Below are 25574 nucleotides of genomic sequence, written 5' to 3' on the forward strand. Positions count from 1 at the left end.
TTTATTCAAAAAAACAGGAAATCCTACTCATTCACCGAATAACTATACGTTCACAAAAGGAGTGAAAAAATTGAATCAAAAACAACTAAGTACTATTAATGAAAAAAGCTGGAACGCAGCTGCTTATGAAGCTTGGACAAATCGCCACGGGGCGCCAGAGGATTATGCGAAAAAGCTCATGGAAGATCCCATGCGCGAGGTAAATCATTATTTACCTTACATACAATCTCCAAAAGGAAAGCGTATTATTAATTTACTCGGATCAAAAGGAAATAAAGCAGTTGCTCTTGCTCTTTTAGGAGCCGATGTAACAGTTGTAGACATTTCAGCAAGTAATGAAAAATATGCAACCGAACTAGCCGAAGCTGCTGGTGTCTCTATTCAATATATCATTTCCGATGTACTAGATTTAAATCTATCCCAATCATTTGATATCGTGTTACTGGAACTTGGCGTGCTCCATTACTTTTTAGACTTAAAGCCACTCTTTCATATAATCTCTCACTTACTAAAACAAGATGGGACCTTTATACTACGTGACTATCATCCCGTTTATACAAAATTATTAGGAGTAGATCATCCATCATTTCGAGCAAATGGAAATTATTTCGACGAGGAACTTATTGAAGATGACGTAGCTTATAGTACTCTCCTTACGGGATCACAGAAATACGCTTTACCGAAAACAAAAATTAGGCGCTGGATACTAGGAGAAATCATTACATCAATGGCAGAAACAAATTTCAAGGTTGAAAAATTGATTGAAGAACACGGATCTCATCAAAAGTGGGTTTTCCCTTCTACTGCACCAGAGGGCATTGAAGAGCGTATACCTGGTCTATATACATTAATTGCGACAACATGCAAAAAAGGATCCCTTCACGGATAGGATCCTTTTTTTGCATGCTTACGCATATAAGTTGAGGTTGGAGATTACCATAATTCTGTAGAATAGGACACAAGATATTTCAACATTCGTCTCTGACTTACGTCGTCAAAAAGGGGTATGACCAACATAACGAAGAGTAATGTTTAGTTGATAGTGATAATCGTTATCAACTAATTAGAAGTATACAGGATGTTATTTCAAATTACAATACCATTTCTGATTTTTATTTATGAATTTTTTGATATACAAATGTATACATTTTAAGAACATTTACTCACATTAATCTGCCATATTCCATTATCTGCTATAATTTTCATTGAACAGATTAATAACTTCTTAATTATGTTTTTATTAGTTTCGTTCTCAATATTTATAAATTACAATAAATAGTTTTTTCAAAAAAGGTAGGGGTAACAATGAAATATGTTAGCATTCGAAAAAAACTACTGTTCACACTCTTAAGCATTTCTTCCTTATTTAGCATTGCTCTTATTGTTATTCTTTCATTCGCGATGAATCAAGCAAGTGAAATCGAAACATTAAAGAATGATGTATCGAAAAGAGCAACGATTTTAAAAGAACGTGGCGATTGGTTCCAAGCGCAGGTCGCTGGTTTACAAGAATATTTACTATCACATGACCAAAAAGGATTGGATAAATTCAACCGGGAAGGAAAAAAACTAGCTGATACTAGGGAGAAAGTAACAAGTGATAAAAAACTCCCAGAAGGAATGAAAGAGGCCATTTTAATGGGAGCAAAATGGCGCAGCGTCGTAGATAATGAAGTCCTCCCTCTTGCACGGGAAGGAAAATGGGATGAAGCATCCAAAATTGCTCTTGCTCAAACAGATTATGTAAATGATCTTTTAAGTCGTTTTACTAAATATGCAAATGAAGAAAATGACAAACGGGACGTATTAATTGCTGACGTAGAGTCTTCTTCATCCCTTATTCAATATATTATTTTCTTCTCACTCATTACATGTACATTAACGTCTATTCTATTGGCATGGTGGTTCTCTGGTAAACTCGTTAAACCGATTCGACAAATTGATGCGAAGTTAAAAGAATTAGCTTCTCAAGATGGCGATTTAACCGCTAGATTACACGTAACGAGTAAAGATGAAATTGGTGACATCGCAAATTCCTTTAATCAAATGCTTGCTAACTTACAGCGTATAATAAAGCAAGTTCAACAAACATCAACAAGTGTAAAAGAAGCTTCTGAAAATGTGTTTATCGAAACAACTGCTTCTATGGAAAATACCGCAAAAACTAAAGAGACTATGAATGCTCTTGAGCACAATATTCGTTCACAAGTTTCTAGCATTGAAGAAAGTTCAACCGCAATGGATGATATGGCAACGAGTGTTCAGCGCATTGCACAAGCTGCCTCTTCTGCCGCTAGCCTAGCTGTTACAACTTCTGAAAAAGCAGATGATGGAAATAAAGTCATTGAAAAATCTATTACACAAATGCATACAATTAACGAAGCTGTTAACGCTACATCACAAGTGGTAGAGCGACTCATTACACATACGAATCATATTGATACTGCACTTCAATCTATTTCTAATATTGCCGAGCAGACGAATTTGCTCGCTTTAAATGCTTCTATTGAAGCGGCCCGTGCTGGTGAACACGGAAAAGGATTCGCTGTTGTTGCCGATGAAGTACGAAAACTTGCTGAACAATCTCAGCTAGCAGCAAATGACATTAACCATTTACTTCATCAAATTCAAGCGGACACAAAAATAGCAAATGACATGATGACACAAGGTCAGTCAGAAGCTTCTGAAGGAATTACAGTCATTCGTACCGCTGGATCTTCATTCTCAGAAATTGTTAATCACATTAACAATTTCTCTACACAAATACAAGAAATGTCTGCAACTGCTGAAGAAATGGCCGCAAGTTCTGAAGAAATGAATGCAGCTTTAAATAATATCGCTTCTATTTCAAATGAAGTTGCTGCCGAAACATCGAAAACAGCAACTTCAGCTGGTGACCAAGTAAACAAAATGAGTGTCGTTGCTAAAAAATCATCAGAAATGAAAACAATTGTGCAAGAACTTGAAGTGCTCGTTTCTCATTTCAAAACAAATAGTTAAAATGAAAATTTCATTTATACTTCTACGAACTCTAAATTGTTAGAAAGAGCGATTTAGAGTCTCTCTTTTTCACGCTAAAATATCTCTTTCTATCTCCCATTCTGTCTGCTATAATTCCTAAAGGAAAGAAGAAAGCTTTATTCCAGATGGAGTAAAGCTTTCTTTCAATTTTTTACATTAATTAATTAATTCTAATACTAAGATTTTACAAGGAGGATTTTTATCATATGAATTTTATTAGCATTCGAAAAAAACTAATGTTCATGATGGGAATGATTTGCGCTTTATTCGGCATCGCCTTAGCTTTTATTTTATTCTTTACCATGGATCAGTCTCATAAAGCTGAAACATTACAAAAAGAAATTTCTCCTCTTGCAACAGAATTGAAAGAGCGCGGAGACGCTTATCAAGTACAACTTTCTGCTTTAAGAGGTTATTTACTACAACATGATCAAGTCGAATTAGACAAGTTTAATGAGATGAGTAAACGTCTTGAAGATACAAAAGGGCAACTTCTTTCTAACCCTAACACTTCTCAGTCCGTGAAAAGCACAATGGAATTAGGATCCACTTGGAGAAAGTTCATTGAAGAGAAAGTATTCACTCTTGCAAAAGAACAAAAATGGGAAGAAGCTTTACAAGTAGCTTCTACAGAGAATGGCACTGTTTATAAAGTAATCGGTGATTTCACAAATTACAGTAATGAACAAGCTAAATTACGTGAACAATCTATTGAAAAAATTGATCAATCTTCACTACGAATTGAATATGTTGTCTTCTTATCACTTGTTATTTGTATTGTAACTGCAATTATTCTTGCATGGTGGTTCTCTGGTAAGCTTGTAAAACCAATTCAACAAATTGATACTAAACTAAAAGAATTAGCCTCTCAAGAAGGCGACTTAACAGCCCGTCTACAAGTAAATAGCAATGATGAAATCGGTGCAATTGCATCATCGTTTAATAAAATGTTAGAAAACCTGCAACATATCATTAATCGTGTTCAAAAAACATCTGTAGAAGTACAAACAGCTTCTGAAAATATGCTAGAAAAGACTAATACATCACGCGAGGCAACAATAAGAGTTCAAAGCTCGATGTCCAACTTAAATTCAAGTATTCAATCGCAAACTTCTAGTATGGAAGAAAGCTCGACTGCGATGGATGATATGGCAATAAGTGTTCAGCGTATCGCTGAATCTGCTTCATCTGTAGCCGAACTTGCTGTAGCTACATCTGAACACGCTAACGACGGAAGTACTGTTATCCAAAAATCTGTTTCACAAATGACAACGATACATGAAGCTGTAAATGCTACATCAGAAGTAGTCGAACGTCTAATCACTCATACAAAATATATTGATACCGCTGTACAATCTATTTCTAATATCGCTGAACAAACAAATCTACTTGCTTTAAATGCTTCTATTGAAGCTGCTCGTGCCGGTGAACAAGGAAAAGGATTTGCTGTCGTAGCTGATGAAGTTCGTAAACTTGCTGAACAATCAAAAACAGCGGCAAAAGATATTAACCAATTGCTGCACCAAATTCAAAATGATACTGAGACCGCTAGCTCTATGATGTCCCAAGGCCGCTCTGAAGCATTTGAAGGCATTACTGTCGTTCGTGAGGCTGGTACTTCTTTCACAACAATTGTTGAACAAGTAAATAAAGTATCAACTCAAATGCAAGACATATCAGCAACTGCTGAAGAAATGGCTGCAAGCGCTGAAGAAATGAACGCTTCACTTAATAACATCGCTTCTATTTCAAATGAAGTATCTAGTGAAACAGCCGCAACGGCACAATCTGCTGAACAGAAAGTCATCGTGATGAATGAAATGACTCTCACTGCAAAACAAATGAAACAAACAGTTGAAGAATTAGATCAGCTTGTATCTCATTTTAAAACTGAATAGCTTTTCAAAAAAATATTCCTCTCAGGGAGGAATATTTTTTTGAGCTCATTTCCTGCACTTATCCCGCATATCCGTTATAATGAGAACCGATATCATTAATATTTAGGGGGTGCTACACATGTCACAACAAGCATTTGAAGAAAAGTTATATGCAAACTTAGAAGCTGTTATTGACCCTGAGCTAGGTGTTGATATTATCAATCTCGGATTAGTTTATGACGTTACAGCAGATGAAAATAATAATGCTGTCGTTACAATGACGATGACTTCTATCGGTTGTCCAATGGCTGGCCAAATCGTATCAGACGTTAAAAAAGTATTATCAACGAACGTACCTGAAGTAAATGAAATAGAAGTAAACGTTGTATGGAATCCGCCATGGACGAAAGAACGTATGTCGCGTATGGCGAAAATCGCACTAGGTATTCGTGATTAAATAAGGAAAAGACCTGACAATCCAGTCAGGTCTTTTTTCTGTTATTATTTTACTCCTACAGCGTCATAAGCTTTCGTTACAGCTTGTACCTCTTTAGAGTTTTTACCGAATAAATCTTCTGCTGATTGAAGTGCAGCTTGACGCATCATTTTGAAATCAGAGTTTGCAGTTAAATATTTTGTAAGAGCACGATAGTAAATTTTTTCTGTTGCTTCACGGCCCACTCCAGTTACTTTCACATTGTAATGCGTGCCGCCCTCAGAAACTAAATACGCCGCCTTATTGTTAATACTACTGTTAATATGAACGCCGCCATTATCAGCTGTTCCAGTATAACGTTTATTGTAGTGATCTGGGTAACCTTCACCTGGTTTTAATGGGTTTGGAATAGATGCTGGATCCTTCAGAGAACGAAGTGCATCTCCAGGTTTACCAGGTGTATAAATATCAGCACCTAAATCCCAGCTCTTCTTCTCAACCATGACGCCCATAATATCAGATAACGATTCATTTAACGCTCCTGATTCATTTTTATATACAAGGTTTGCTGTATGTTCAGTTACAGCATGCGTTAATTCGTGGCCAATAACGTCTAGGCCAGCTGATAATGGAATAAATGTCTTACCATCTCCATCACCATACATCATTTGTACACCGTTCCACGCTGCGTTATTCCAAGATTCACCTACGTGAACAGCAGAAATAAGTTTTGCACCTTTATCATCGAAAGAGTTACGGTTAAATGTCTTTTTATAATAATCATATACTTTTCCTGCATTCACATGCGCATCAACTGCCGCTTTATCTTCGAAGAACTTAGATTTACTTCCAATTTCTTCTCCTGTATATCCAAGAATTTGTGAGAATAAATTAAACCAGTCTTCGTTCATATTCTCTGCATCAAATGTATGGACACCTTGTCCTCGTGTACCATCAAATAAGTTGAACGCTCCTGTTTTCGTATCTTGAGCAATTTCAAATGATTGTCTAGCACCTAATACTCCGTAACCAAATCCAGTAATGTTATCTACAGCATTATATTTCTCAATAACATTTCCATTTGTTGCATCAACAAAGTAATGCCAATATCCTGGAGCTGGTTTCGAAACCGACGCTTTTACAAGATATGCAAGATAGTATTGACCATCTTTTTCATACACATATAAATCTTTTTTCACACCATCATAATTCTTTACTTTACCAATTTCTTTCTCAATATTAGCTTTTGCAATCGTTTCTGCTTGTTCCGCACTAATACTTGCAGATGTAGGAATATTTTTATCATCTAAACTCGGAATAACTTGTCCGAAAAATGCTTTTACATTGTTCTCTTTATCAAGCGTAACCGTTTGATCTGAACCATACACAGGAATGTTATTATGCTTCTCAACTAACTTCACATGTGTTGTACCAGACTCAGCATCTTTTTCTTCACCAACGATATTGAAATGTTTGTCAATATTTCCCGCTAGTTTAAACATATCCTTTTTACTCTCTAAATATTGAAAGACCGTCTCTTTTTTATCTAATCCTTCCGGCGCTTTCCATTCTTCACCTATGTAAGCTGGTGTTTTAAACTCTTGGTGATACTGGATTTTTTGCTCTTCTGCTTTCGTCGTAGTTGCTCCAAATGCCCCAAACCCACTTGCGATAACAGTTAATGCTAATGCTGATGAAATTACTTGCTTTTTCAATCTAACACTCCCCATTTCCCTAAAAGTTTTTAACACCTTTATAAATATTCTGAATAATCTTTCCAATACCTGCTCTCAAAAATTGAGAAAGTTTTTTCTGTTAATTTAACTCACACAAAAAAGGATATCGTTTTCGATATCCTCTTCCCTATAACTTTTCATCTCACTATTCACATACTTAAAACCGCCATGGGTTAAAGTTTCACTTTATTCCATTTTCATTTCAATCGCTAAGTAGTGAGAGTTTTCTTTCGCTTGAATGTGAATATCTTCTTCTACAGCCTCCGCTGCATCACGCATTACGAGTGTTTCACCGTTTACAACGCTGCTACCTTCAATTTGTACAAGGTACAATTGACGTCCTTCTTTAACAGGAAAATGAATTTCTTTACCAGCTTCTAATGATAAAGAATATAAATTTGCATCTTGGTGAATATGAATTGGTGCATCTCCATCAGAAGGAGATACCATATGGAACCACTCATTTTCACGTTTACTCCAATCAAATTTAAACTCACCATAGTTTGGTTTATGACCGTCGCGGTCTGGTAAAATCCAAATTTGCAATAAACGTAATGTTTCACTTCCTAAGTTATGCTCACTGTGAAATACACCAGTACCTGCACTCATATATTGAACATGCCCACGCTCAATTGTCCCGCGGTTCCCCATACTATCTTCATGTGTTAATTCACCATCTATAACGTAAGAGATAATCTCCATATCACGGTGCGGATGCATATCAAAACCAGTTTGTGGCGCTATTAAATCATCATTCATAACACGTACTGCTCCAAAATTCATGTTGTTTGGATTATAATAATTTGCAAAGGAAAAATGAAAATGTGTATTTAACCACCCATGATTTGCTCTTCCCATATTTTTATGATCAATTTTTCTAAACATATCCTTCACCTCATATTATCTCGAAATCGAGATAATTATTTTTAATTTTTATCACTGCAACTTCTTCAGTAATTCTAATAATTGTTTTTGTTCTTCTCTATTTAACTTATCAAATTGCTCTGCTTGAAATGTTTCTTGCGGCGGGACTATTTCTTCATATAGAACCTTTCCCTTTTCTGTTAATGAAATATATTTCGTAGTACCTTCTTGTCCACGCTGAATCCAATCTAGTTGCTCCATCTTATTTAAAAGTTGAGTAACATTTCCTTTCGTAACAAACAACTTATTTCCAAGTTCTTGCTGCGTTAAACGATCGTTTCCTCCAATTTGAACTAATACATCAAACTGAGCGGCAGATACATTCCACTTTTTCAAATGCTGATTCTTCTCACGAATACTTCTATTATAAAAGCGTGATAAACGAAACCATAATAGTACTCCAAGTCTTTCCCCTGCTTTCATTCCATCACCTCGCTCATTTGATACTATTAGTTTAGAACTAAACTTATTAAAGGTCAACTACTTATTTTTAATTAGCAATAAATAAAAGCACAGTGATTTTTCTCCACTATGCTTCAGATTAAATTTCTATTTTTATATTCATCTAGCTTCCTCTCCGCGAAATGCCTCGCATCTTTCTCAATCCATCTTTCTTCGTATAGTTCATTTCCAACATATAGTACATCGTCCTTATGCTGCATCGCATGCCTGAATTCATGCAATAGCGTTTTGAGCACTTGCTCATACTCTTCCCACATACAAACGAAAATTAATTGTTTTTCTTTATGATAAAAACCACCTACTGGGAATAAAAACTCCTCTTCTTCTTCTCCTAATGATAAAAGTACATGATTCGCATCACACGTATCACAAAAAATAACTGGCGTTGCACTTACTTCAATAAGAGAAAACAAATCATTTCTTAACTTTTTGACATCCCAAGGAAGCTCCGAATCCAACACATACCAATTCTCAACTTGTTGATATACATTTTGAAACTGGAGTTCCATTTCTCAATAATCCCCTTCCTAAACTCCCTTTCCCTATATATATGCCACAATATGGTAAATATTAAACATACACTTTCATCCTTTAAAAAATGACAATAAAAAAGAATCTATGTCGGCATAGATTCTTTTTCCGTAATCACTTTTTTTTCATCATTTTTTTTAATATAAAATAACCAATTGCACAAACAATAGCAGCAAGTGCAAAGTATTTCACATATGGCCCAGCTACTTTATTAATACTTTCCCACTCTGTTCCTAATTTAAAACCTAAATATACAAATACAATTGACCATGGAATAACAGCTAGTGTAGTTAGCGTAATAAACTTAGCATGTGACATTTTCGCAATACCCGCTGGTATCGAAATAGCATGACGCACAACAGGAATAAAACGCGCTGTAAAAATAACACCAGTTCCGTAACGATTAAACCACGCTTCAGCATAATCAATATGTTTCTTCTGAATCAAAATATATTTTCCATATCGCTCAAGAACAGGTCTTCCTCCGTATCGACCGATCCAATAAATGAATAGTTGTGCGATTACACCACCAATTGTACCGAACGCGACAGCCCCCCAAAATGTAATGCTTCCTGTTGATACTAAATAACCTGCATAAGATAATACGATTTCACTTGGGATAACCTCTATCATTAATCCCAGCATAATTCCCCAATAACCAAGTCCTTCTAGAAAAACTAAAACTGAATGAATCAACTCTCCTAACATCATTTACCTCTCTTTACTGTTTTCATTGCAAAAAATAAAAGTACAAGCAGTAAATATCTTGTACTTTTATTTTTTCAAAATTTATCTAGTCTTCGTATCCCACTTAAAGATTTTATTTAAAAATTTATATACATTCTTTGACTCTTTCGTCAGAAGTGGACCTAAGATCGATAGTATAAGCACGTATAGTGCTGAGAATGGTTTCAGTACTGACATTAAACCACCGGCGATGCCGATATTAGCCATAATGATGGAGAATTCTCCTCTTGAAACGATTGTTAATCCAATATTTGTTGATGCTTTATGAGATAATCCAGCTTGTCTTCCTGCAATCATCCCTGCAACAAAGTTTCCGACGATTGTAAGAAGGACAGCACCTAACGTTAACCATATCGCCCCGCCTAATGAAAACGGATCGATACTTAATCCGAAACTGAAGAAGAAAATAGCTCCGAAGAAGTCTCTAAATGGAACAACAAGATGTTCAATTCGATCACTATGCTCTGTCTCAGAGAAAACTAACCCTAAAAGAAGTGCCCCGATTGCTTCTGCAACGTGAATTGTTTCTGAAAAACCTGCAATAAAGAATAACGAAGCAAATACTACAATAATGAAAATTTCATCTGAACTAATATTGAGCAATTTATTTAATAACGGCGTCGCCTTTCTAGCTACAATAAAGAAGAGAAGCATGTATCCTAAAGCAATTCCAATTGAAGTAAGAGCACCTAAGAAGGAAGCATGATCCCCAAGAACTAAGCCTGAAACGACTGATAAATATACAGCAAGGAATATATCTTCAAACATAATAATTCCTAAAATTAATTCGGTTTCATTATTACCAGTTCTTCTTAAATCAACTAATACCTTTGCAACGATAGCACTAGAAGAAATCGTAATAATACCCGCAATAATTAAGATTTCGAGTAACGGGAATCCCATTATAAATCCGTATAATAATCCTAGTGAAAAGTTAATCAAGATATAGATTGTTCCGCCAATTGCGATAGAACGTCCAGATTTAATTAGTTTTTTCATCGAAAACTCTAATCCCAGATAGAAAAGAAGGAACAGAACACCAATCCTTCCAAGGAAGGATATCACACTTGCACTTTCAATAAATTTGAGATCGATAACACCTATTGTCGGCGCGTGCGGACCTACTAACATGCCAAGAACGATTAGAAAAGGAATTACTGAGAATTTAAACTTTCCAGCAATTACCGCCGCAATTGCTACTAAAACTAAAGCTGTACCAACTTCAAAAATTAAAGTATCCATCTAGTCAGTCCCCCTATTCGAAAGTAATTCATTAATTATCTTTTTAATTTCTTCTCTCTCACCAGAAACTACAAGCATATCTCCTTCTTCAATCACCGTGTCTGGACCTGGATTAAATAGCTTTTTCATATTCTTTTTCATAACTGCAATTATCGTTACGCTATATGTTTTTCTTATTTCAAGGTCGCCAATTGTTTTTCCGATTGCCGGAGCTGCATTCTCCACTTTAAACCACTCAATTGCTAAACCTTCAAAGACCATCTCAACATTTTCTAGTGCCCTAGGCTTATATACCATCCCACCTAATATTGCTGCAATTTGTCTCGCCTCTGAGTCACGTAATGAAATACTTGAGATGCTTTCTTCATGATCTGAATCAAAATGATACATTTCTCTACGCCCATCATCATGAATGACGATCACCATCTTTTCGTTACCTTTCGTAACGATTTGAAATTTATAACCAATACCCGGAAGTTCACTTTCTCTAATATTCATATTTAGCTCCTCCATAACTTCTTTATTTTAATTTTCTGTTTTTCTGTCTTTTGTTCATCCAATCAATTTTAGAAATTCTAACCATTCAGGATACCTATGACTTGGAAATCTTTTATTGTAATAATAAGTGGCTCCTAAAAAGATACTTAAAGATGTAATGATAAAAAATAAATTACTTCTTATTTTCAAACTCTTAAGACTTACTTTCAATAAAGATTCTTCTTTCAAATTATCCCCTCTTTTTCGCTTTAAATTTAGTTTTTTAAAATGTAAATAATTCTAAAAATATTACGATGTAACATAATCATAACACAAAACACATTTAAGTAACATGATTTTTTAGAAAAATTGATTCTGGTATATTTTTTGCATATAATTTTCTTATTATGAAAAAAAGGAAGTGTATTATATGGTTGATATCTTTAGCAGATTCCTTGAGGTAACGAATAATATTTTATGGTCATATATTCTTATTGCAATGTTAATCGGCTTCGGTCTTTATTTCTCTTTCAAATTAAAATTTGTCCAAATTACTCATTTCCGTGAGATGGTCAGTTTAATTAGTAAAGGATTTAATCGAAAAGAAAAAAAGAAAGATAGCATCTCTCCATTCCAAGCATTTTGCTTAAGTGCAGCAGCACGTATTGGTATCGGGAACTTAGCTGGTGTAGCATTAGCCATTTCAATGGGTGGACCTGGCGCAATATTTTGGATGTGGTTTATCGCTATCCTTGGAGCAGCTACTAGTTTTGTAGAATGTACGCTCGCGCAAATTTATAAAGTAAAAGATGGAAGCAGATTCCGTGGTGGACCAGCGTATTACATGGAAAAAGGGTTAAACAAACGCTGGATGGGTGTTTGGTTTTCACTTCTTATTACAGTTGCGTACGGATTAATTTTCAATTCTGTACAAGCAAACACGGTAACAATAGCATTTGAAAATGCTTTTGGACTAGAGCGAACGATCGTAGGAGCTCTATTAGCTTTATTAGTTGCAGTTATTATTTTTGGTGGTATCAAGAGCATTTCACGTATTACAGAAATGATTGTTCCTCCAATGGCAATCATTTATATCGGCGTAGCTGTTTTTGTCGTAATTAACAACTTCACTATGTTACCAAGCATTTTTACAGAAATATTTAACAGCGCATTTGGTTTAGACCAAGCTATCGCTGGTGGTATTGGAGCAGCAATCAAATTCGGAATTCAGCGCGGTTTATTCGCGACAGAAGCAGGTATGGGTAGCTCTCCTAATGCAGCAGCAACATCAGATGTATCTCACCCTGTAAAACAAGGACTTGTTCAAGCATTAGGTGTTTTCGTAGATACATTCTTAGTATGTACATCAACAGCGTTTATCGTATTATGTTCTGGACTTTACAAAGGATCGAATTTAGAAGGTATTGAATTAACACAACAAGCATTAAGTTCACAAATTGGACCGTGGGCAAGCACTTTCTTAGCGATTATTATTTTCCTATTCGCTTTCAGTTCTTTACTAGGAAACTACTATTATGGTGAAACAAATATCGCATTCATTAAAGAAAGCAAAACATGGTTACTGATTTATCGTGTTGCAGTTGTCGGAATGGTGTTCTTCGGATCTATCGCTGCCCTTCAAACAGTTTGGAGTTTAGCTGATTTCTTTATGGGACTAATGGTATTCACAAACTTAATTGCCATCTCATTCCTTAGCAAGTTCGCCTACGCAGCATTAGTAGACTATATTAAACAAAAGAAACAAGGAAAAGATCCTGTCTTCGTTGCAAGTTCTATCCCTGGCTTAAAGAATACAGAGTGTTGGGATGGGCAAGATTTAGAAGAGAAGAAACAAGTTGGATAACAACTAAAAGCGGAAGAGGCTCGCAGGAAAAAGCGAAGCCACCGAATATTCTAGCCGCTGGAGCTATATAATAAAAAATCCCTATTACTTCATAGTAATAGGGATTTTTTATTTACAACCGTTCATAATTTGTTCAAATTAATTCCAGCAAAAGGGTTGATTTATACAAATTACTAGATTATAATAATTATAAATTAGTAATTCGTATAAAATAATAACTCAAGAGGAGATTGATCATAATGAATACACAAGTAATCGAAGCATTAAACAAACAAGTAGCAAACTGGAGCGTTTTATTTACAAAACTACACAACTTCCATTGGTACGTAAAAGGACCTCAATTCTTCACACTACATGAAAAATTTGAAGAGCTTTACACAGAATCAGCTACTCACATCGATGAAATCGCAGAACGTATTTTAGCAATTGGCGGCAAACCAGTAGCAACAATGAAAGAATACTTAGAACTATCTTCTATTCAAGAAGCAGCTTACGGAGAAACTGCAGAAGGGATGGTCGAAGCAATCATGCAAGACTACGAAATGATGCTAGTCGAACTAAAAAAAGGCATGGTAATCGCTCAAGAATCTGACGACGAAATGACATCTGACCTACTACTAGGCATCTACACAGAACTAGAAAAACACGCTTGGATGCTACGTGCGTTCTTGAATCAATAATAGAACTAAAAGCGGAAGCGGCTCGTTCAGAACAGGAGGGTGTTGGAACTCCTGATTCCGAGGCGCTTTTTGCCTCGAATGAAGGAGTGAAACAACCGACTGTTCTAGCCGCTGGAGCTGGATACCACTTAAAGCGGAAGCGGCTCGCTCAGAGGCGCTTTTTTTATGAAGTAATCGCACTAAAATTATATCAGCGATTTTCCTAATTCACCGATAAAACACGACAATATCAGCACTCACCTTTTCTACTTTTATCAATATATTACAATCTCTTTTATGTTAAAATATAGGAAACACCCTTTAGTAATTAGATCCAAAAACCTTGTCCAAGTTCATCATTTACTACTTAAATGACGGGAGTGGTTCAGTTGAAAGACTACTTAATTAGAGCATTTTTTGCGTTAATAACAGTTGGGATTCTCTTACTCATAGCTAATATTTTCAATATACGTGTCGAGGTTAAAGACTATGCTTTCCTCGTTGTTGTAGCTATTGGTGGCGGTTGGGGTGGCTGGTACCTGTATAAAAAACAAAGTAATCAAAATGATAAAGGCATTCCGAAATAATATGGAATGCCTTTTTTCTCTAATACATAATTAAGCTTAAACCACTAATAAAAGCAGTCCCCAAAAACATCATTCAACCCATATTCTATAGTAAATAAAAAGAATTCATTTCGAATATAGAAATAGTCCAAAATCTTGCATAACAGAGGTATGCCCCATTTGCCGCAACATTGTGGCTATATTCCCACGGTGATATGCTCCGTGGGTGACGACGTGTAGTATTGTTTCAGAAACCGTCGTATCCAGGAGCCCAGCATACGGATTATCAACCTCAAACACTTTTTCATAATCTTGTTGACTACTTAAAAGTTCTTTATATCGTTTAGATAATTCATAAAAACTAGTTTCCATTTCCTCAATATTTTTTGTTTCTAGCTGTTCTTTCAATTGTTCTGTGTGTACCATTGCATCACTCATACTTTTGCCAGAAATGATCTCGAGCCAGGCTAAATCTGTGAGGTATATGTGAGACATTACTTTTGCCACCGAAGAAAAACCACTCTTAACTTCCTTATGGAAAATGTCTTGCGGCAGTTCTTTTAAGCGATTTAAAATAACTTCATTTGCCCATAAGTGGTAGCTATACATTTTTAATACAGAACGCCCCATGCTCATTTCTCCTCCAATTTTCATTTTAATGATTAGATTATGATACATAGCTGATTAAAAATTCATAAGGATTACATCTATAAAATTTATTCTGATTTCGATTAAAAAAACCTCTATTAACTTCATAAAAAACATTCCCTATCTTCCACAATCTTCCCCTTTAACGGAACGGTTCTATGTCACTCAATAATTCCTTACTCACCTTTTATTCAGATATTCTTTTTTTTAGTCATCAAAATATCCCTCCATCTACTTCCCCTCTTCGAAGGATTTCACATCTCACTATCAATATATTTAACCAAATTAAAAAGACATGTGTTTCCAAAATCCACTATAAAAATGTACTATGATAACTGCTTCCACTTTGTCCCCAAAACAGGACGCTCATAATTTTGTATTTCATGAATTAATTTATCTGCCGTCTCAGCTGAAACGATCAACTCTTTATTCGATGGGTTCATAAAGCCTTCTTCCGCTGCGCGATCAACCATTTGCAGAATTGGTCCGTAGAAGTCTTTAATATTTAATAAACCAACTGGCTTATCATGTATACCAATTTGTGACCAACATACAACTTCAAATAGCTCTTCAAATGTTCCGTATCCGCCTGGTAATGCAATGAAAGCATCCGCAAGCTCTGCCATTTTTGCTTTACGTTCGTGCATCGTTTCTACTTCAATTAATTCTGTTAATCCTGTATGAACGATTTCACCACGGAATAAACCACGCGGCATAACACCTGTTACACGTCCACCTAAACGAAGAACTTCGTTTGCTACTTCTCCCATTAATCCAACGCATGAACCGCCGTATACAAGCTCATAATCGTTCTCAACAAACATTTTCCCTAACTCTATTGCCTGCTCTTTAAATTTTGGTCTTCCCCCTAAATTTGAACCTGCAAACACACAAATCTTTCTCATTCCTACACCCCGAAACTATATATTGTTATGATACAATGAGTATTGTACAACATATTGAAGGGATGAGGAAGAAATGGATATCGTCGCATTTCAAAGATGGGTGGAGGAATTTTACGAAAAACGAAGCTGGTCACAGTACAACTCCTTTATTCGCTTAAATTTCTTAACTGAGGAAGTTGGGGAAGTTTCACGCGTTGTTCGCGCAATTGAAATCGGTCGTGATCGCCCTGATGAACAAACGAAAACACAAGAAGAGCTAAAACAAGAACTAAAAGAAGAACTTGGTGATGTACTATCTAATCTTATTGTTCTTTCACAAAAATATGATTTGGATTTACAAGACATTATGGAAACACACGTCACAAAGCTTTCAAAAAGATTCGAAACATCTAAATGAGAACATTATCAGTTGTGATATAATGTTCTTGTCAAAATAATAAGGGGGATTTTATGTTATCTAAAAAATTGCACGACGCACTAAATGAACAAATGAATTTTGAATTTTATTCTGCCCACGCTTATATGGCAATGGCTGCTTACTGTACAGCGGAAAGCTACGATGGATTCGCTAACTTTTTCCTTGTACAAGCTGAAGAAGAGCGTTTCCACGCAATGAAGCTTTACAACTACATTAATGACCGCGGCGAGCGCGCTATTATTACTGGATTTGATCATCCTAATAACGAATATGATTCTGTATTGAATGCTTTTGAAGTAGCACTTGAGCACGAGCGTGAAGTAACGAAGCGCATTTATCACTTATCTGATATCGCTTGGGATGAGCGTGAACACGCAACAATTACCTTCTTAAAATGGTTCGTTGACGAGCAAGTAGAAGAAGAAGCTTCATTTGATAGCATCATCCAAAAATTAAAACGTATTACAAGCGATTCAAACGCATTATTTATGCTAGATGCTGAATTAGAGAAACGTACATTTACGCCTCCAGCTGAATAATATTTCAATCACCTTAATGAATGTATTAAGGTGATTTTTTATTTTCTCTTTAGCTTAAAATCACCTTAAATTTCCTTGTATTTGACATAGTACCAACTATAAAATGGTATTATTTTCAATATAAAATGATATAAAGGGAGAGAAAAAATGAATCAACGTGTAGAAGTTGTTGATGCAATGCGTGGTTTTGCTTTATTTGGTATTTTACTTGTTAATATAACATTAATTCAATTCGGGTTCTTCGCTAATGAAAAACCATCCTATATATTTGGCGGACTCGATAAAGGTGCTAATTGGTTTATTCAATTTTTTGGCACACAAAATTTCATTTCTTTATTCTCTTTTTTATTTGGTCTTAGCATTATTTTGTTACAAAAAAGCATTGTCGCAAAAGGAAAAAAGTTTTCCCCTACATATTTACGTCGTATTCTTATTCTTTTACTACTAGGTTTTATTCACGGCGTGCTCATTTGGTCAGGGGATATTTTATTCTCATATGGCCTCATCGGGATTTTCTTACTGATGTTTATAAACAGAAAGCCAAAAACATTATTAATTTGGGCAACTATTCTACTCGCACTCCTTACACTTATGACTTATTCAACTGACCCAAATACAAATGTTACTGATTTTGCTCCTTATATTGAAAAAGAACATAAAGTTCATGAGACTGGAAGCTATATGGATCATGTCAACTTTAGGTTAACTGAAAATCCTTTCGAATATATAGGCATTGACGGTTTCTTCGGATTAACCTTTATAACACTTTTCACACTCATTTTCCTATCTCCACTCTTCTTAATCGGTATGTACGTAGGAAAAAAAGGATGGTTATTTGAGATTGATAAGCATATCTCTGCTGTCAAAAAGGTCTGGATTCTTACTGGTATTTTCTCTTTTACAATCAAAACTTCAGCTATGTTCGTTAAACATCCTATTTTACTTATGTTACAAGACGGCCTTACACCAGTAACCATGACCTTCTTTTACGGAAGCACAATTATTTTATTATTCCATTACAAAAAAGCAACCCGTCTACTAACATATATGGCCAATATGGGAAAAATGTCGGTTAGTAATTACTTAGCCCAGTCTATTATCACAACAACAATTTTTTACGCATACGGCTTTGGCTTATTCGGTAAAATAGGATATTTCTTCGGTATTCTTTTAACGATTGGAATCTATACAATTCAATTATTTGTTAGCACATATTGGCTGCGAAAATATCGAATGGGTCCTGTTGAGTATATATGGAGGCTTGGAACTTATTTGGAGAAACCACAATTTAAAAGAGACTTAGATAGAGCAAGTTAAATAAAAAAGCAATGAGCCTACGCTCATTGCTTTTCTTAATTTATTAAAGCATAACCCCAACGATAATCGCTGATAATATACTTACTAACGTTGCACCGTATACAAGTTTTAATCCGAATGAAGATACAACGTTTGCTTGTTTGCCATCGATACTCTTCGTTGCACCTGCGATAATTCCGATAGATGAGAAATTCGCAAATGATACAAGGAAGATAGATAAAATACCTACTGTACGAGCTGATAAATCACCAGCTACTTTTCCAAGGTCAAGCATTGCAACGAATTCGTTCGTTACTAATTTCGTTGCCATAATTTGTCCTGCCGTTAGCATCTCTGATGTTGGAATACCCATTACGAATGCTAATGGTGAGAAAACATATCCTAAAATGCTTTGGAATGTGATTCCGAAAATTGAATCGAATACACCGTTAATTGCTGTAATTAATGCTACGAAACCGATTAACATTGCCGCTACTGTTACAGCGATAGAGAAACCAAGCATAATATATTCGCCTAACATTTCAAAGAATGTTTGTTTTTTATCTTCTTGTAATTCTAAAATGTCGTCTTCTTCTTTTACGTCATATGGATTAATAATATGAACGATAATGAATCCACTAAATAAGTTTAATACAAGTGCTGTTACTACATATTTTGGATCAATCATTTTCATGTAAGAACCGACGATTGACATCGATACTGTTGACATGGAAGATGCACAAAGTGTGTATAAACGATTTTTCGGTAATTTGCTTAGTTGATCTTTTACTGTAATGAATACTTCACCTTGACCAACGATTGCAGCTGCTACTGCGTTATATGATTCAAGTTTTCCTAAACCGTTAATTTTACTTAATACGAAACCGACTGCACGAATGATAATCGGTAAAACTTTAATATGTTGTAAGATTCCAATTAGTACTGCTAAGAAAATAATTGGTAATAATACTGTTAAGAAGAATGGTGCTTGTCCATCATTTGCTAGACCACCAAATACGAAATTAACCCCTGCTTCCGCAAATTTTAAAATAGCGCCAAATCCATCTGCAATCCCTTTTACTAATACAAATCCGACCTTTGTATTTAGTAAGAAATACGCAAGTACCAATTGAATGACAAGCATAAGTGCAATTGGTTTATATTTAATTTTCTTACGATCTGAACTGATAAGGAACCCTAGTACAAATACTACAAGTAAACCGACTAGAAACATTACGATTTTCATATGTGAATCCTCCACTTCTCCCACGAGTTATCGGTCGTATAACGTATAACGAATGACGTCTGACCATTGATGTTAAAAAAATTTAAAACCCCTAAATATTATTCAACTGTTTTCTAAAATCAGTAAGCATTTACATAAATTGCAATTTATAAAAGGTAGCTTCTTCTCTCCTACCATACTTGAAAGTCTGAAATTGATACCACCTACAAATCAAATTGTAAGCGTTATCTAATCGAAATGCAATATAAATTTTAAAAGATTTTTATATGTTAATATATTCCTAACTAATTGGTTTTTTCATGCAAATTTACCATAAAAAATAGCCCTAGCTATAAGCTAGGGCCATCTTTGTTTATAACATAACACCAACGATAATCGCGGATAAAAGACTTACTAATGTCGCACCGTATACAAGTCGTAATCCGAATGATGAAACAACGTTTGATTGGTTTTCATCGATCCCTTTCGTTGCACCTGCAATAATTCCGATAGATGAGAAGTTCGCGAATGATACAAGGAATACAGAAAGAATACCAACTGTACGAGCTGATAAATCACCAGCTACTTTTCCTAGATCAAGCATCGCAACAAACTCGTTTGATACTAATTTTGTTGCCATAATTTGTCCCGCTGTTACCATTTCTGCTTGCGGGATACCCATTACGAATGCTAATGGAGAGAAAATATATCCTAAAATAGCTTGGAATGTAATACCGAACACTGAATCAAACAAGCTATTGATTGCTGTAATTAATGCTACGAAACCAAGTAACATTGCTGCTACCGTAATCGCAATCGTGAAACCAAGCATAATATATTCGCTTAACATTTCAAAGAATGACTGTTTTTTCTTATTTTCTAACTTCAGTGTATCTTCTTCTTCTGTAATATCGTACGGGTTAATAATATGAATGATAATGAAACCACTAAATAAATTTAATACAAGTGCTGTTACTACATATTTTGGTTCAATCATTTTCATATAAGAACCAACGATCGACATCGATACTGTCGACATGGAAGATGCACATAGTGTATATAAACGATGTTTTGGGATTTTACTTAATTGATCTTTTACTGTAATAAATACTTCTGCTTGCCCAACAATTGCGGCCGCTACTGCATTATATGATTCTAATTTTCCTAAACCATTTACTTTACTTAGCATAGTACCAATAGCACGAATAAATATCGGTAAAATTTTAAAGTGTTGCAGAATTCCGATTAACACTGCAAAGAATACGATTGGTAATAAAGCTGTTAAGAAGAATGAAACCTCTCCTTTATTAACAAGACCACCAAATACGAAAACGATTCCAGATTCCGCGTATCCAAGAAGCGCTCCAAATCCATCTGAAATTCCTTTTACTAAAATATAACCAATTGGCGTATTTAATAAGAAATACGTTAACGCTAGCTGAATAACAAGCATAATTGCGATTGGTTTATACTTGATCTTCTTACGATCAGAACTTATAAGAAAGCCGAGTACGAATACAACTAGTAGTCCTACAAGAAACATAACAAACTTCATTAATAAAATCCTCCATTTAACTCTTCATTAACGTTGAACGTCTGACTACTCAAAACAAGGAATAATCCGAACTTTCCATTTCTCCTCCAAAACCTTCAATTGGATATGAAAAACCATAAAATCTCTTGTCTCAAAGCCATTTTCCATTCTAACACAAATTATAACTCACATCCGCATTTTTCTTAAAAAAATACATTTTATTATAAAACACTCATTAATGTTCGTATTTTCCCTCTTCCTTTAGTTTATCACCATAAAAAAAACGAGCATCAAATTTCTCTGATGCTCGTTCCTTTTTATTATACAGCTTTTTCTTTATCTGCTACTGCTGGCTTGTCCCAGCACTCTGTATTGTTTAAACCCGGAATAGACTCCGCATAAAAGACAGGATCTTTTCCTTGTTTCTTTTGTTTTACGTAATCTGATAATGCCGCGAAAGCATACTTAGAAAGGAATACAATCGCCACTAAGTTAATAATAGCCATGATACCCATGAATAAATCTGCTAAGTCCCAAACAATTTGAATTGTTGCTACAGAACCTAACATAACCATACCAAGTACCGCGATGCGATAAACATTTAGTAAAACTTTACTTCCATTTAAAAACTCAATATTTGTTTCACCATAGTAGTAGTTACCTACTAATGAACTAAATGCAAACAAGAAGATTGCAACTGCTACAAATATAGAAGCCCACGGTCCGATATGTTGACTTAATGCTTGTTGCGTTAATTGAATTCCGTTTAAATCAGCCGCTCCAGGCACATCTGATAATAAAATGATAAATGCTGTACAACTACAAATTAATAATGTATCTGTAAATACCCCTAAAGTTTGAATGAAACCTTGTTTAACTGGGTGCGTTACGTTTGCAGTCGCAGCTGCGTTTGGCGCACTACCCATACCTGCTTCATTTGAGAATAATCCACGTTTTACCCCTAGTAAAATCGCAGCTCCTAATCCCCCGCCCACTACTTCTTTAATTCCGAAAGCATGTAAGAAAATTTCTTTAAATACATATGGAATTGCCGTAATGTTTGTTACAACAACGAATAATGCCACTGCTACATATATAATTGCCATTACTGGAACAATCATTTCAACCGCACGTGCAATACGTTTTACTCCGCCGAAGATAATGATTGCAAGTAAACCAGCCATAAACAGACCTACAAACTTACCATCTGTGTTAAATGCTCCATCAAAAGCCGCCGCTACTGTGTTTGACTGCACGGCGTTGAAAATTAATCCGAAACTAACTGTTATTAGAACAGAGAAGACAACTCCTAGCCAGCGTTTCTTTAAACCCTTTTCCATATAATACGCTGGACCACCACGGAACGCATTCCCATCTTTTACTTTATAAATTTGCGCTAATGTGCTCTCTACAAATGCAGAAGCACCCCCAATTACCGCGATTAACCACATCCAAAATACCGCTCCTGGTCCACCTGCTGAGATTGCGATAGCTACACCAGCTAAGTTACCAGTACCTACACGAGAAGCTGTACTCATACAAAATGCTTGGAATGACGATACACCACTTTTTTCTTTTTGCGCTTTTCTTGTTTTTGAACTCGCTCCATCCCCAAGTAAGCGAATCATTTCACCGAAGTAACGAATTTGGACAAATTTCACACGAAACGAAAAGTAAAGTCCTAATCCAATTAACATCGCAATAATGATATATGACCAAAGGACATTATTTATATCCCCAATTACATTAGTTAAAAAATCCATAATTGCATTGCCCCCTCTTCCTAACAATAAGAAAATTATATTCTAAAAACTTTTAGTAATCAAGAACTTTATGTTAGGTTTTATTACATGGATACGTGGGGATTCCTAACATACATGTTTTTTTACGTGAAAATATAACTAGTACGTGCATTTATCCAATACTCAATCACTCATCCTATTCGAACAGTCATACTTTTAAGACAGTACGTTCCCTACAAATAACGAGAGGAATGAACAAACAAAAATTATATTAATAATTACCTCTCACCCTTTTTATCATTTACTACAACAAAAAGGCGAGCATCGAATTTATCTCGATGCTCGCCTTTTTATTATACTGCTTTTTCTTTATCTGTTACCGCCGGCTTATCCCAACACTCTGTGTTCGTTAAACCAGGAATAGAATCTGCACTGAATACCGGATCTTTTCCTTGTTTCTTTTGCCTTACATAGTCTGCCAACGCAGCATACGCAAATCGGCCAAGAAGTGTAATCGCAATTAAGTTTGTGATTACCATTAGACCCATAAATAAGTCTGCCATATTCCATACAACTTGAAGCGTCGCAACAGAGCCGAATAGTACCATTCCTACAACCGCAATACGATAAATCGTTAACCAAGTTTTACTTCGTTTAATAAATTCAATATTCGTTTCACCATAATAGTAGTTTCCTAGAAGTGAACTGAAAGCAAATAAGAAAATAATAATCGCTAAGAAGCTACTTGCCCACGAACCGATTTGTGAACTTAGCGCGACTTGCGTTAATTCAATACCTTCTAAATTTGTTGCCTTATATGCACCAGAACATAGTACGATAAATGCTGTTGATGTACATACTAAGAATGTATCTACTAATACTCCAATTGTTTGAATAAAACCTTGTTTCGCTGGATGTGTTACATCCGCTGTTGCAGCCGCATTCGGTGCACTACCCATACCTGCTTCATTCGCAAATAATCCGCGCTGAATACCAAACTTCATTGCAGCACCAATACCGCCACCTACAGCTGAATCTAAACCGAATGCACCTTTAAAGATTTCTGTAAACATATCCGGTATTAAATAATAATTTTTAATAACAACGAACACAGCTACTGCAATATAAATAATTGCCATCGGCGGAACAATCATTTCTGACATACGCGCAATACTTTTCACACCACCAAAAATAATAACCGCAACTAATGCTGCAAGTACAATCCCTACAACATAACGCTCAATACCAAATGCATTTTTAAATGCTAATGTCACTGTATTTGCTTGTACTGAGTTAAAAATTAAACCGTAACTAATTGTAATAAGGATAGAGAACCAAATTCCCATCCAACGTTTATTTAAACCTTTTTCCATATAATAAGCAGGACCACCACGGAAGCCACTGCCATCTTTTATTTTATAAATTTGCGCAAGCGTACTTTCTACGAAACTTGAAGACGCCCCAATAATCGCAATAACCCACATCCAAAATACAGCTCCAGGTCCTCCCATAGAAATAGCTAGCGCTACACCAGCTAAGTTCCCGATTCCAATACGAGCCGCTGAACTCATACAAAATGCTTGGAATGATGATACACTTCCCTTTTTACGTGTCTTTCCAGTTAAGCCATCACTCATTAATCGAACCATTTCCCCTAAATGAGTAATTTGCACGAATTTTAATTTAATAGAAAAATAAAGCCCTAAACCAATTAACATTGCAATAAGAATATATGACCAAAGAATTGTATTCGTTGATGAAACAAATTGCTCTAAAATATCCATACAATTAACCCCCTCCTTTTCTCCATAAAACGAATTATATTTAAAAAACATTTAAAAATCAACATTTTTCGACAATTTGCAATTTCCAAATATCAGCCAGACACGAAGTAACAATATCTTTATGACTCTCCTCCCTCTAACTGTGCATACTAAAACAAAAAGTAAATCTACAAACTACCCCATTGACAAAAACACCAACCTGTAACTATAATGATTACATCAGGTTGTAACAAACCTCATTACAACAAATTCATTTACTTTCAGATATACACTTTAACAAAACACTTTGGAGGGATTTATTATGAAAATCGGAATCATCGGAGCAACTGGTAAAGCAGGAAGTCGTATTTTAAAAGAAGCATTAGATCGCGGACATGAAGTAACTGCAATCGTAAGAAACGCTGCAAAAATTACAGAAGAAAATGTAAAGATTTTAGAGAAAGATGTATTCACTCTTACATCTAACGACCTACAAGCATTCGATGTAGTTGTAAATGCATTCGGTGCTCCAGCCGGACAAGAACACCTTCACGTAGATGCAGGAAACGTACTTATCGAAGCTATGAAAGGTGCACCTAATACAAAATTACTTGTTGTTGGCGGCGCTGGTAGCTTATTTGTAGACGAAGAGAAAACAACACGTGTATTTGATACACCAGGATTCCCAAATGAATATCTTGCAACAGCTCAAAACCAAGGTAAAAACTTAGAAATCCTAAATCAAACAAATGATATTACTTGGACATTCATTAGCCCTTCTGCACTATTCGCATTAGGAAAACGCACTGGCTCTTATACAGCTGGCAAAGACAACCTTCTTGTTAATGCGAAAGGTGATAGCTACGTAAGTTACGAAGACTTTGCGGTAGCAGCACTTGATGAAATCGAAAATCCAAAACATGTAAACGAACGCTTCACAGTTGTTTCTGAAGCTGAGTAAT

General features: G+C 35.4%; 24 protein-coding genes. 11 read left to right on the forward strand and 13 right to left on the reverse strand.

Annotated features, from left to right (window positions below; all coding sequences use genetic code 11):
• The first annotated feature begins 70 nt into the window (after positions 1-70).
• From JFT95_RS22880 to JFT95_RS22895, 4 genes are all read left to right on the forward strand, one after another.
• A complete protein-coding gene (locus tag JFT95_RS22880; RefSeq protein WP_201053313.1) occupies positions 71-889 on the forward strand; it encodes a class I SAM-dependent methyltransferase in 819 nt (272 codons plus the stop codon).
• 416 nt (positions 890-1305) lie between these two features.
• Complete coding sequence (locus JFT95_RS22885; protein ID WP_002129822.1) at positions 1306-3000, forward strand: methyl-accepting chemotaxis protein; 1695 nt, start codon at positions 1306-1308, stop codon at positions 2998-3000.
• A gap of 227 nt (positions 3001-3227) precedes the next feature.
• Positions 3228-4919 (forward strand): methyl-accepting chemotaxis protein, encoded by a 1692-nt coding sequence (locus tag JFT95_RS22890; protein ID WP_201053315.1) that lies wholly within the window; start codon positions 3228-3230, stop codon positions 4917-4919.
• Between the two features lie 118 nt (positions 4920-5037).
• Positions 5038-5355, forward strand: a complete 318-nt coding sequence (locus JFT95_RS22895) for a metal-sulfur cluster assembly factor (RefSeq protein WP_002015982.1) — start codon at positions 5038-5040, stop codon at positions 5353-5355.
• Between the two features lie 44 nt (positions 5356-5399).
• On the opposite strand, the gene JFT95_RS22900 is transcribed toward JFT95_RS22895, so the two are convergent.
• The 7 genes from JFT95_RS22900 to JFT95_RS22930 form a co-directional block, all read right to left on the reverse strand.
• Entirely contained in the window at positions 5400-7049 is a 1650-nt protein-coding gene (locus JFT95_RS22900) for a M4 family metallopeptidase (protein ID WP_002129824.1), read from the reverse strand.
• Positions 7050-7256: 207 nt separating this feature from the next.
• Complete coding sequence (locus JFT95_RS22905) at positions 7257-7955, reverse strand: pirin family protein (protein ID WP_201053316.1); 699 nt, start codon at positions 7953-7955, stop codon at positions 7257-7259.
• A 51-nt stretch (positions 7956-8006) separates the two neighbouring features.
• Positions 8007-8417, reverse strand: a complete 411-nt coding sequence (locus JFT95_RS22910; protein ID WP_201053317.1) for a MarR family winged helix-turn-helix transcriptional regulator — start codon at positions 8415-8417, stop codon at positions 8007-8009.
• A 113-nt stretch (positions 8418-8530) separates the two neighbouring features.
• Positions 8531-8965 carry a DUF3920 family protein gene (locus JFT95_RS22915; RefSeq protein WP_002015986.1) on the reverse strand — a complete coding sequence of 145 codons (435 nt, stop codon included), beginning with the start codon at positions 8963-8965 and terminating at the stop codon, positions 8531-8533.
• 136 nt (positions 8966-9101) lie between these two features.
• Positions 9102-9695: an undecaprenyl phosphate transporter UptA gene (gene uptA, locus JFT95_RS22920; protein WP_000900199.1), complete on the reverse strand. Its 594-nt coding sequence runs from the start codon at positions 9693-9695 to the stop codon at positions 9102-9104.
• Between the two features lie 81 nt (positions 9696-9776).
• Positions 9777-10976, reverse strand: coding sequence for a cation:proton antiporter (locus tag JFT95_RS22925; RefSeq protein WP_061690055.1), 1200 nt, complete (start codon positions 10974-10976; stop codon positions 9777-9779).
• Positions 10977-11474, reverse strand: coding sequence for a cation:proton antiporter regulatory subunit (locus tag JFT95_RS22930; protein WP_001026068.1), 498 nt, complete (start codon positions 11472-11474; stop codon positions 10977-10979).
• A 409-nt stretch (positions 11475-11883) separates the two neighbouring features.
• Here JFT95_RS22930 and JFT95_RS22935 point away from each other — a divergent pair, with 409 nt between their 5' ends.
• The 3 genes from JFT95_RS22935 to JFT95_RS22945 all read left to right on the forward strand — a co-directional run bounded on the left by JFT95_RS22935 (position 11884) and on the right by JFT95_RS22945 (position 14563).
• Positions 11884-13317: an alanine/glycine:cation symporter family protein gene (locus tag JFT95_RS22935; RefSeq protein ID WP_002184697.1), complete on the forward strand. Its 1434-nt coding sequence runs from the start codon at positions 11884-11886 to the stop codon at positions 13315-13317.
• Positions 13318-13556: 239 nt separating this feature from the next.
• Positions 13557-13997 (forward strand): Dps family protein, encoded by a 441-nt coding sequence (locus JFT95_RS22940; RefSeq protein ID WP_201053318.1) that lies wholly within the window; start codon positions 13557-13559, stop codon positions 13995-13997.
• A gap of 368 nt (positions 13998-14365) precedes the next feature.
• Positions 14366-14563, forward strand: coding sequence for a hypothetical protein (locus JFT95_RS22945; RefSeq protein ID WP_000656312.1), 198 nt, complete (start codon positions 14366-14368; stop codon positions 14561-14563).
• A gap of 105 nt (positions 14564-14668) precedes the next feature.
• On the opposite strand, the gene JFT95_RS22950 is transcribed toward JFT95_RS22945, so the two are convergent.
• Both JFT95_RS22950 and JFT95_RS22955 read right to left on the reverse strand, forming a co-directional pair.
• A complete protein-coding gene (locus JFT95_RS22950) occupies positions 14669-15172 on the reverse strand; it encodes a DinB family protein (RefSeq protein WP_088040397.1) in 504 nt (167 codons plus the stop codon).
• Between the two features lie 344 nt (positions 15173-15516).
• Positions 15517-16095, reverse strand: coding sequence for a TIGR00730 family Rossman fold protein (locus JFT95_RS22955; protein WP_207192381.1), 579 nt, complete (start codon positions 16093-16095; stop codon positions 15517-15519).
• Positions 16096-16168: 73 nt separating this feature from the next.
• On the opposite strand from JFT95_RS22955, the gene JFT95_RS22960 reads away from it, so the two are divergent.
• The 3 genes from JFT95_RS22960 (at position 16169) to JFT95_RS22970 (ending at position 18369) form a co-directional block, all read left to right on the forward strand.
• Positions 16169-16492 (forward strand): MazG nucleotide pyrophosphohydrolase domain-containing protein, encoded by a 324-nt coding sequence (locus tag JFT95_RS22960; protein WP_002089472.1) that lies wholly within the window; start codon positions 16169-16171, stop codon positions 16490-16492.
• Positions 16493-16545: 53 nt separating this feature from the next.
• Complete coding sequence (locus tag JFT95_RS22965) at positions 16546-17052, forward strand: ferritin (RefSeq protein ID WP_002034655.1); 507 nt, start codon at positions 16546-16548, stop codon at positions 17050-17052.
• A 147-nt stretch (positions 17053-17199) separates the two neighbouring features.
• Positions 17200-18369, forward strand: a complete 1170-nt coding sequence (locus JFT95_RS22970; RefSeq protein ID WP_088293145.1) for a DUF418 domain-containing protein — start codon at positions 17200-17202, stop codon at positions 18367-18369.
• 43 nt (positions 18370-18412) lie between these two features.
• On the opposite strand, the gene JFT95_RS22975 is transcribed toward JFT95_RS22970, so the two are convergent.
• The 4 genes from JFT95_RS22975 to JFT95_RS22990 all read right to left on the reverse strand — a co-directional run bounded on the left by JFT95_RS22975 (position 18413) and on the right by JFT95_RS22990 (position 24633).
• Entirely contained in the window at positions 18413-19594 is a 1182-nt protein-coding gene (locus JFT95_RS22975; RefSeq protein ID WP_000706851.1) for a NupC/NupG family nucleoside CNT transporter, read from the reverse strand.
• 352 nt (positions 19595-19946) lie between these two features.
• Entirely contained in the window at positions 19947-21128 is a 1182-nt protein-coding gene (locus tag JFT95_RS22980; protein ID WP_002089478.1) for a NupC/NupG family nucleoside CNT transporter, read from the reverse strand.
• Between the two features lie 299 nt (positions 21129-21427).
• Positions 21428-22870: an alanine/glycine:cation symporter family protein gene (locus tag JFT95_RS22985; RefSeq protein WP_016093527.1), complete on the reverse strand. Its 1443-nt coding sequence runs from the start codon at positions 22868-22870 to the stop codon at positions 21428-21430.
• Positions 22871-23202: 332 nt separating this feature from the next.
• Positions 23203-24633, reverse strand: a complete 1431-nt coding sequence (locus tag JFT95_RS22990; protein WP_201053319.1) for an alanine/glycine:cation symporter family protein — start codon at positions 24631-24633, stop codon at positions 23203-23205.
• A 301-nt stretch (positions 24634-24934) separates the two neighbouring features.
• On the opposite strand from JFT95_RS22990, the gene JFT95_RS22995 reads away from it, so the two are divergent.
• Positions 24935-25573, forward strand: a complete 639-nt coding sequence (locus tag JFT95_RS22995) for an NAD(P)-dependent oxidoreductase (RefSeq protein WP_201053320.1) — start codon at positions 24935-24937, stop codon at positions 25571-25573.
• Position 25574 lies beyond the last annotated feature (1 nt).

The organism is Bacillus sp. TH17 (genome assembly GCF_016651125.1).
Classification (GTDB): domain Bacteria; phylum Bacillota; class Bacilli; order Bacillales; family Bacillaceae_G; genus Bacillus_A; species Bacillus_A mycoides.